Source organism: Candidatus Planktophila sp. (genome assembly GCF_044348745.1).
GTDB lineage: Bacteria > Actinomycetota > Actinomycetes > Nanopelagicales > Nanopelagicaceae > Planktophila.
In genome coordinates, this window is record NZ_JBIKSG010000039.1 from 1 (window position 1) to 8,549 (window position 8,549).

Here is an 8,549-nt window from a genome sequence, read left to right on the forward strand (position 1 = left end):
CGATGCCTGATTGAGCACCCAGAAGTTCATGGACAAATTCAAAGGTAGTGCCGGTGTAGTAATCCAACCCACGGACCATTCGGGGATTAACAACGTATGCGATTCCTAATGCGTCCAGATGTTTCTGAACCTGTGCAAACTGCTGGCGCGATTCATCGTTTAAATAATTGATCAACAATGGCGCATCCGTCATGGCATTGCGCATCTCTTCACGCTTATCGTCAAAGAGTCGAAGAGGATTAATTTTTGCTCGCGCAGCTGTGGCTTCATCCAATTCGAGAGTTGAAATGAATTTAACTAAATCTTTTCGGTGCGCTGCTCTAGATTCGCCATCACCTAACGAGGTAATCTCGAGACGATACTTACTAAGCCCAATAGCCCTAAAACCTGCATCCGCTATTGCGATTACTTCCGCATCAATTGCCGGATCATCCAATCCGATTGCTTCGATACCAACTTGATAAAACTGTCGGTATCGACCAGCTTGTGGACGCTCTGCACGAAAGAACTGCCCGGAGTACCAAACTTTCACCGGTAGTTGTCCGCGATCCAAACCGTGTTCGATTACTGCTCGCATCACACCAGCAGTTCCTTCTGGACGCAATGTGATTGAGCGACCACCTCGATCTTCAAATGTATACATCTCTTTGGAAACTACATCAGTAGATTCGCCAACACCGCGTGTAAAGAGTTCAGTATCTTCAAACACAGGCAGCTCAATTAGTTGATAGCCAGCTAACTTTGCAGGTGCAATTAAACTCTCTCGCACGAATTCAAATGCGCGTGATCTACCAGGAACGTACTCGCTCACGCCTTTTGGTGCAGATATCTTTTGACCAGCCATCAGTAGCGACCCACCAAATTCTTCAAGTGCGGATTATTCTTCTTTTCACGGGCCATTGTTGTTTCGGGTCCGTGACCGGGCAAGACACGTAAATGGTCTGCTAAGGGCGTTACTTTCTTCCGCAATGTTTCTTCCATATCTTTAGCTGAGCCTGTCGGTAGATCGGTACGCCCAATTGAACCAGCAAACAGGACATCCCCACTGATTAATACCTCGTCTGACACTTCAAACATCAACGATCCACGTGTGTGACCCGGGGCATGGATAGTCCTAAAGTTAAGACCAACCATACTGATTATTTCCCCGTTACGAAGTTCACGCACATCCTTGCCCTCAGAAAAACTCATACCCGATAAAAGTGCAGCAAACTCTGGTCCATGTAGATTTTCAGGATGGGCCAGAAAAGCCCGATCCTCGCTATGTATGTAGGTAGGAATTTGGTAACCATCAGCGATCGGTTGAATAGAAAAGGTGTGATCTAGGTGGCCATGCGTTGCAATAACGGCCACTGGCTTTAGATCATGTTTTTCCAAGATCTCCGTTAATTGATGTGAGACATCCGGCATTCCAGGATCGATCACAACGCACTCCGATCCCGGCTCTGTGGCTAGGACCCAACAGTTGGTGGCATACATAGGCGCGGCAAATGAGTCGATCAGCATGCTCAATCAACCTCTTTCCGCGCTCAGAATTGGGAGCGATTTACGCTCACCCCATGTGACAGGGTACCTTTTGCCTAGGAATCTACCTCCAACCCACGCTCAGAAGCCTCGAAACTTCTGAGCATCGCACCCACCACATAGCGAACTTCAAAGAGAAGAAACGCGCTGAAAGGATCACTCTCATGACAGATATGAATTTCCCACAACAGGCCAGCGCAGCAAGTGCGTTGATCGGAGATCCTTCAGCTTTTGGTCGAGTCGCAGAAGATGGCACCGTTTTTGTCCGCACATCGCACGGTGAAAAAGCCGTGGGTTCATATCCAGGTAAAACTGCAGAAGAGGCGCTGGCTTACTTTGTGCGCAAGTTTGAAGTTCTTGCATCAGAGATCGCTCTGCTAGCAGCACGCATTCAAAGTGGAGCAATGGTTCCATCAGATGCCTATGCAGCGGTCAAAAAATTACGTGATCAAGTAAAAGATTTTAATGGTGTTGGAGATCTCGATGCACTAGCAGCATCTGTTGAACAGATTGAACCTTTGATCGAAGGGCATCGCGAAGCATATGAGGCGAAAAAAGCGGCAGAGACTGCTGCAAAGACCGCCCGCCTTGCACAAATAGTTGTTGAGAAAGAAAAGATTGTTGCCGAGGCTGAAGGGCTTGCGCTTTCTGAAAGTTGGAAGAGCACTGGGGATCGCCTCAAAGTTCTTCTTGATGAATGGAAAGCTGCGCCTCGACTAGATAAAAAAGCAGATGCCGATCTTTGGAAGCGTTTTTCTTCATCCCGAAACAAGTTCGATAAGCGTCGCCGGACTCACTTTGCATCCCTAGAGGCTGCCCAGTCTCTAGTTGCCGATGCAAAAAAGCAGATCGTTGAAGAAGCAGAAAAACTTGCAACATCAACTGAGTGGGTTTCAACCGCTAAACGTTTCAAGGCCCTAATGGACCTGTGGAAAGAAGCTGGCCGTGGCAAGAAGAATGATGACGCCAAGTTGTGGTCTCGTTTTAAGGCGGCGCAGGATCAGTTCTTCACCGCTAAAAATGCTGACTTAGAAAAGCGCGATGTAACCATGGCAGCAAATCTTGCTAAACGTGAAGAGTTGCTCACTTTGATTGAGGCTATCCTGCCTATTTCCGATGTAAAGAATGCTCGTAAAACTCTAAATGAACATCTTCGTTCTTGGGAAAAAATCGGAATGACCCATCGCGATAAGAGAGCTGCGATGGATCTGCGTGTTTCTGTTGTCGAGGCGGCGGTGAAAGAGTTGGAAGCAGATATTTGGCGCAAGACTGACCCGGCTGCAAAAAAGCGCGCTCAAGAGGTTGTCACTCAACTTACTGAATCCATTGCTAACTACGAGAAGGCGGCGGCAAAATATGCCGCAAGTGGTAACACTAAGAAATCTGAAGAAGCCATGGAATCTGCAGCAGCACGTAAGGTGTGGTTGGCAGAGGCTGAAAAGGGCTTAGCTGAATTCAACTAGTTGTTAGTTGTTCGATAAACATCGTAGACGCCTTCAATTCCACGAACAGCTCCAAGGACTGCATCTAAATGCGTTGCATCTGCCATCTCGAAAGTAAAGCGCGAGAAAGCAGTTCGATCCTTTGAGGTGCTCACCGCAGCGCTCAGAATGTTTACATGTTGATCTGACAAAGTCCGAGTCACGTCGGCAAGCAGTGATGCACGATCAAGAGCTTCGACTTGGATGTTAACTAAGAATACTGAAGAAGCGCCGACGCGCCATTTCACCTTAACGACTCTATCCATTTGATGTACTTGTAAATCTTGAGCATTAGAACAATCGGCTCTATGGATTGAAACACCGCTTCCCTTAGTAATAAATCCCATGATCGGATCCCCAGGCACGGGTGTACAGCAACGAGCGAGCTTTACTAATACGTCATCTGTTCCTTCAACATCAACGGCGTTACTAGAACGTCTAGTAGTTGGAACACGATTGGGAAAGGTCTCCATCGTCGGTTCTGGATGAGAATCTTCAGCACCTAATGATGCGACAAGTTTGTCGATGATAGAGGCTGCTGAAACATAGCCATCCCCCACCGCCGAATACAACGCATCGATATCTGGATAACGTAAATCATGGGCTAGCTCCAGCAAGGAATGTCCTGCAAAAATCTTTTGAAGTGGTAAACCAGCTTTACGCATTTGACGAGCGATAGATTCACGGCCGGCATCAATAGCCTCTTCGCGACGCTCTTTGCTAAACCAGGCCTTAATCTTTGAGCGAGCCCTTGGGCTCTTGACGAAGTTAAGCCAATCTCTGCTCGGACCTGCAGATTCACTCTTGTTCGTAACTATCTCAACCACATCACCATTGTTGAGTCTTGAATCAAGGGGAATGAGTCGACCATTTACTTTTGCACCTGCGCACCTAAGTCCAACATCTGTGTGTACAGAAAAAGCAAAGTCAACTGGTGTCGACCCTCCCGGAAGTGCGATAACACTCCCCTTTGGCGTGAAAACAAAAACCTCAGGTGAGCCCAAATCAAAACGAAGTGCTTCCAAAAATTCAGACGGATCCTCTGTTTCTTTCTGCCATTCATGTAGCTGGCGAAGCCACAACATCTCGGGAGAGCTCTCAGTATTTTCTGGACCCTGCTTGTATTTCCAGTGCGCTGCAATACCGAACTCGGCGCGTGCGTGCATGTCATAGGTTCTAATCTGAATTTCAATTGCTTTGCCCGTAGGTCCAATCACGGTGGTGTGTAGCGATTGATAGAGGTTGAACTTTGGCATCGCTATGTAATCCTTGAAACGCCCTGGGACCGGACTCCATCTGGCGTGAATGGACCCTAGAACTGCGTAGCAATCACGAACATCATTAACCAACACTCTTATTCCTACTAGATCATAAATCTCATTGAACTCACGACCACGAACAACCATCTTTTGATACACAGAGAAAAAATGTTTCTTGCGTCCTGTAACCGTTGCCTCAATCTGATCACGCAAAAAATCCTCTTTGACAGCTTCGATCACTTGCTCTGTTAAGGCATCTCTTGAAGGCGAACGTTCAGCAACTAATCTAGATATTTCCTCAAACTTCTTTGGCTCTAATACCTCAAAAGAAAGGTCCTCTAACTCCCATTTGATGGCGTTCATACCGAGACGGTGTGCCAGTGGAGCATAGATGTCTAGCGTCTCGCGCGCTTTTCGAAGGGCACTTTCTTCTGAAACATACTTCCATGTGCGAGCATTGTGTAAGCGATCCGCTAGCTTGATAACCAATACCCGTATGTCTCGAGACATCGCAATAACCATTTTACGAACCGTCTCTGCTTCCGCAGTTGGTCCGTAGGCAAGCTTGTCTAGCTTTGTAACGCCATCGACAAGATTTGCAATCTCATCACCAAAATCTATACGAAGCTGGCTCAATGAATACTGGGTGTCTTCAACCGTATCGTGCAGTAGTGCAGCAATGACTGTTGCAGGATTTAAACCAAGGTGGGCAAGAATTTCCGCAACCGCAACAGGATGAGTTATGTAGGGCTCACCTGATTTACGGAGTTGGCCCTCATGGGCATCTCGCGCTACCTGATATGCGCGAGATACCTCATCAGAATCTACAGAGGCGTGATTTTCTTTGAGAGCACTGATTACTGGTGCTATCAATGTATCCACGAAAGACCTTACTTACGACCCTTGCGCTTTGGTTGATTGCGTGGGCCTCTACCGTTAATAGCTGCAACCGCACCAACAGTTGAAGCAGCAACAGTGCCACCTGAACGTGCACTCACACGCTTAGCCAAAGCCTGCATCGCTGGCTCTCTCTCACGCATTTGAGCTAGTACCGGAGGTGCAATAAAGATTGAAGAGTAAGTACCCACGATCAAACCAATAAAGAGTGCGAGTGAGAGATCCTTGAGAGTTCCCGCACCCAGTAAGCCAGCTCCAACAAAGAGAATTGCAGCAACTGGAAGCAAGGCCACGATTGACGTGTTGGCCGAGCGAACAATTGTTTGATTCACAGCAAGGTTAACTGCCTGTGAATAAGTCTTGGTTGAAGTAGAAGTAATCGATTTAGTGTTCTCTCGAACTTTGTCGAAGACAACTACCGTGTCATATAGGGAATAACCAAGAATGGTAAGAAAACCGATAATTGTCGATGGCGTAACGTCAAATCCGACAAGTGCGTAAATACCAACAGTAATGAACACGTCGTGAATCACCGCGATTATTGCAGAAACAGCCATCTTTGGTTCAAGTGCCATTGCCAAATACAACATGACAACAAAAAGGAATCCAAAGAGGCCATAGAGAGCCTTGCGAGTAATCTCTTTACCCCACGATGGTCCAATGATTTGGGTGTCAATTGTCGAAACACTCACTGAAAACTTAGCCGCTAAAGCATCCTGTACAGCATTGTTTTGAGCTTGCTCCAGCGAACCCGTTTGCACGCGCACCTTGTCATCGCCCACTAATTGAACGATGGCTTCACCAGTTACCCCAGCTTCTTCAACTGCGGCACGCGCCTCAGTTACAGAAGGATTGGTTGTTGTAACAGTGAAAGAAGATCCACCCTTGAACTCAATTCCTAGTTGCAGGCCTTGAACAGCCAGGGCTCCGATTGAAATCAGAACAAATGCAGCAGAGACGGTGTACCAACGCCGGCGGCGACCAATGAAGTCAACTGAAGTTTCACCACGGTATAAACGTCCACCTAGTCCAGATAGCTTTGACATGTTATGCCTCCTTCGCGATGGACATACCTAGGCTCTTTGGAGAAAATCCAGAGAGTGGGTGTCCTGAGTTAAAGAATTTACTTCGTGAGACAAGAACCAAAGCTGGTTTTGTAAACCAGAAGATGATGATCAAGTCGATGATGGTTGTTAGGCCGAGAGTAAAGGCGAAACCTTTAACACCGCCAACAGAGAAGAAGTAGAGAAGAATCGCAGCGATCATGGATACAAAGTCAGCTACCAGAATCGTGCGACGAGCCCGAACCCATCCAGTTTCAGCAGCAGTACGTAAGGACCTTCCCTCACGCATTTCATCCCGCACGCGCTCAAAATAGACAATAAAGGAGTCGGCGGTAACACCAATAGCAACAATGGCTCCTGCAATACCCGCCAGGGTTAACGTGAATCCAATCCACTCACCCATGAGCAAGAAGAGAAGATAAAGAATTGCTCCCGCGATAGCTAAAGAACCAACAGTTACAAATCCGAGAGCGCGGTAATAAAGAAGGGTGAAGATGACAACGAGGAATAGGCCTAGCGCTCCAGCTAGTAAACCAGCATTTAACTGATCGGCACCAAGTGTTGGTGAAACTTGTTGGATTTCACCGCGATCAAATGCAAGTGGCAAAGCTCCATACTTCAAAACATTGGCTAAGTCTTGCGCTTCAAGCTGAGTGAAACTTCCAGTGATCTGAGCATTACCTGATGGAATCGCCTCTGTGATTCGAGGGGCAGAAACAACCAAACCATCAAGCACGATTGCCACTTGATTAGTTGGTTCTGGGTTAACAGTAACTCTTGAAGTTAATGCAGCAAATGCTGTAGTTCCCTCGTTATTAAATTCTAGACTCACAAACCATGCTGTGCCAGCTTGTGTATCAAGACCTGCTGAGGCACTTGAAATCTGGCGACCAAGAACTTCAGCGGGTGCCAAAATGTATTTCGTTCCACCAGCACGATCACATGCAACCAAGGTTTCAGTCGGTGCATCAACACCAGTTCCCTGAAGATTTTCTGGCTTAGTGCAATCAAGTGCTGCAAACTTTGCATTTATTTCTGCAGTTACTCCTAAAACAGGAGTAGCGCCAACATCTGTTGCTGCGGGCAATCCGGATGCAGATGCAAGCACCTGACGGAATCTAAGTTCTGCTGTCTGTCCAACTAATTCAACAACACGACGACCCGTGTCACCTGGAATTGAAATAACAATCTGACGATTTGTTCCACTTCCCTGTGATGTTACTTCAGACTCGGCTACACCTAATGAGTTAACGCGCTGACGGATGATTGATACCGCCTGGTCAATCGCTTCGCTGGTGACTTTGCCTTCATCGCCCGGTGCAATTCGTGGCTGCAAGGTGACCGAAGTTCCACCTCGTAGATCTAGACCCAAGCGCACTGAAGTCGCTCCCTGTACAAAGACAAGAGCTGTCATAGCCACAACGACCAGACCCAGAATCGCTAGCGTGCGAACAGGGCGCGAACTCGTTTTTATCGTTTTAGTATTTGTAGACATAGGGGGAGAGTCTAGGCGTCAGGTGCTGGTAAGTCGAAAAGCGTGGAGATTTCCGCAGGTGGTGTTCGTCCTATATGCCGCCAACCCTGGGCTGTTGCCACCCGCCCGCGTGGAGTTCTCGCCATAAAGCCATTTCTTACCAAGAAAGGCTCAGCAACAGATTCAACAGTTTCAATCTCTTCGCCAACGGCTATTGCCAAGGTGGAAAGCCCTACCGGTCCCCCGTTGAACCTCTCTACGAGGGCCACTAAGACGCCTCTATCAAGTCGATCAAGTCCTAGCTCATCAACCTCATACATCTCTAACGCAGATTTTGCATCGGTGAGTGAAATACGAGCGCTCCCCTGCACTTGGGCATAATCGCGAACACGACGCAACAAGCGATTAGCAATGCGTGGGGTGCCTCGAGATCGGCCCGCAACTTCAGTTATTGCATCTTTATCAATCACGATCTTTAGTAACTCAGCGCTTCGGGTAATAACGTGGGCGATATCTGTTTCATTATAGAAATCAAGATGTGCTGTGAAGCCGAATCGATCACGTAACGGACTAGGCAATAACCCTGCACGTGTTGTTGCTCCGACGAGTGTGAAATGTGGAAGTTGTAAAGGAATAGCTGTTGCACCCGGTCCTTTTCCAACAACGACATCTACTCGAAAATCTTCCATTGCTAAGTAGAGGAGCTCCTCAGCCGGTCTTGGCAGACGATGAATCTCATCGAGGAAGAGAATCTCACCTTCAACAAGAGAAGAAAGGATCGCAGCTAAATCACCTGCATGAGTAATTGCTGGGCCACTTGTAATTCTAATTGGAGCTTGCATTTCACTTG

7 protein-coding genes are annotated in these 8,549 nt (G+C 47.5%); 1 reads left to right on the forward strand and 6 read right to left on the reverse strand.

Features of this window, described 5'->3' with window-relative positions; all coding sequences use genetic code 11:
* The coding region (hisS, locus tag AC9UH7_RS05650) for a histidine--tRNA ligase (protein ID WP_509596105.1) at nt 1–844 on the reverse strand (844 nt) is incomplete at its 3' end.
* On the reverse strand, nt 844–1,506 hold the full coding sequence (locus tag AC9UH7_RS05655; protein ID WP_509596107.1) for an MBL fold metallo-hydrolase: 663 nt from the start codon (nt 1,504–1,506) through the stop codon (nt 844–846). The genes hisS and AC9UH7_RS05655, both read right to left, overlap by 1 nt.
* A gap of 182 nt (nt 1,507–1,688) precedes the next feature.
* On the opposite strand from AC9UH7_RS05655, the gene AC9UH7_RS05660 reads away from it, so the two are divergent.
* Nucleotides 1,689–2,987 (forward strand): DUF349 domain-containing protein, encoded by a 1,299-nt coding sequence (locus tag AC9UH7_RS05660; protein ID WP_509596109.1) that lies wholly within the window; start codon nt 1,689–1,691, stop codon nt 2,985–2,987.
* Here AC9UH7_RS05660 and AC9UH7_RS05665 read toward each other — a convergent pair.
* From AC9UH7_RS05665 to ruvB, 4 genes are all read right to left on the reverse strand, one after another.
* Entirely contained in the window at nt 2,984–5,146 is a 2,163-nt protein-coding gene (locus tag AC9UH7_RS05665) for a RelA/SpoT family protein (protein ID WP_509596111.1), read from the reverse strand. The genes AC9UH7_RS05660 and AC9UH7_RS05665 overlap by 4 nt on opposite strands.
* Before the next feature lie 8 nt (nt 5,147–5,154).
* Complete coding sequence (gene secF, locus AC9UH7_RS05670; RefSeq protein ID WP_509596113.1) at nt 5,155–6,207, reverse strand: protein translocase subunit SecF; 1,053 nt, start codon at nt 6,205–6,207, stop codon at nt 5,155–5,157.
* 1 nt (nt 6,208) lies between these two features.
* Nucleotides 6,209–7,720 carry a protein translocase subunit SecD gene (secD, locus tag AC9UH7_RS05675; RefSeq protein WP_509596115.1) on the reverse strand — a complete coding sequence of 504 codons (1,512 nt, stop codon included), beginning with the start codon at nt 7,718–7,720 and terminating at the stop codon, nt 6,209–6,211.
* 11 nt (nt 7,721–7,731) lie between these two features.
* The coding region (ruvB, locus tag AC9UH7_RS05680; RefSeq protein WP_509596117.1) for a Holliday junction branch migration DNA helicase RuvB at nt 7,732–8,549 on the reverse strand (818 nt) is incomplete at its 5' end.